The sequence below is a fragment of the Salmonella sp. 32031103-2018-00083-FB-01-SM-01 genome, from assembly GCF_017571995.1.
Taxonomy (GTDB): domain Bacteria; phylum Pseudomonadota; class Gammaproteobacteria; order Enterobacterales; family Enterobacteriaceae; genus Salmonella; species Salmonella enterica.
The window spans coordinates 1-871 of the sequence record NZ_JAGEQL010000019.1 but is presented as its reverse complement, the minus strand read 5'-3'; the positions used below and the strand labels follow the sequence as shown (position 1 = coordinate 871).

Here is an 871-nt window from a genome sequence, read left to right as displayed (position 1 = left end):
TGGGGGAATCTCGGTTGATTTCTTTTCCTCGGGGTACTTAGATGTTTCAGTTCCCCCGGTTCGCCTCATTAACCTATGGATTCAGTTAATGATAGTGTGACGAGTCACACTGGGTTTCCCCATTCGGGTATCGCCGGTTATAACGGTTCATATCACCTTACCGGCGCTTATCGCAGATTAGCACGCCCTTCATCGCCTCTGACTGCCAGGGCATCCACCGTGTACGCTTAGTCGCTTAACCTCACAACCCGAAGATGTTTCTTGCGATTCATCATCGTGTTGCGAAAATTTGAGAGACTCACGAACAACTTTCGTTGTTCTGTGTTTCAATTTTCAGCTTGATCCAGATTTTTAAAGAGCAAAACTTCGCAGTGAACCCTTTCAGGTACACTCTGAAGTATTTTTTCGTAAACACTCACGAGATGGTGGAGCTATGCGGGATCGAACCGCAGACCTCCTGCGTGCAAAGCAGGCGCTCTCCCAGCTGAGCTATAGCCCCATCGTGTAGTCAGAACCTCTTACCTTTGATTCGTTTCCGGGCGCGGCGTGGTGAAGCGAAGCATACTGAAGTATGCGAGCTTTGCCACAACAAAGCACGGGAGCGAATCTGGTAGGCCTGAGTGGACTTGAACCACCGACCTCACCCTTATCAGGGGTGCGCTCTAACCACCTGAGCTACAAGCCTGTAGAGGTTTTACTGCTCGTTTTTCATCAGACAATCTGTGTGAGCACTGCAAAGACCGTTTCTTTAAGGTAAGGAGGTGATCCAACCGCAGGTTCCCCTACGGTTACCTTGTTACGACTTCACCCCAGTCATGAATCACAAAGTGGTAAGCGCCCTCCCGAAGGTTAAGCTACCTACTTCTTTTGC

At 49.5% G+C, this 871-nt stretch carries 2 tRNA genes and 2 rRNA genes; all 4 read right to left on the bottom strand.

Annotated features, from left to right (window positions below):
- Nucleotides 1–241 (bottom strand): 23S ribosomal RNA (locus J4614_RS21885); the annotation flags it as partial.
- 182 nt (nt 242–423) lie between these two features.
- Nucleotides 424–499: transfer RNA gene (locus J4614_RS21880), tRNA-Ala, on the bottom strand.
- A gap of 109 nt (nt 500–608) precedes the next feature.
- Nucleotides 609–685, bottom strand: a tRNA-Ile gene (locus tag J4614_RS21875).
- A gap of 69 nt (nt 686–754) precedes the next feature.
- A 16S ribosomal RNA gene (locus J4614_RS21870) occupies nt 755–871 on the bottom strand; the annotation flags it as partial.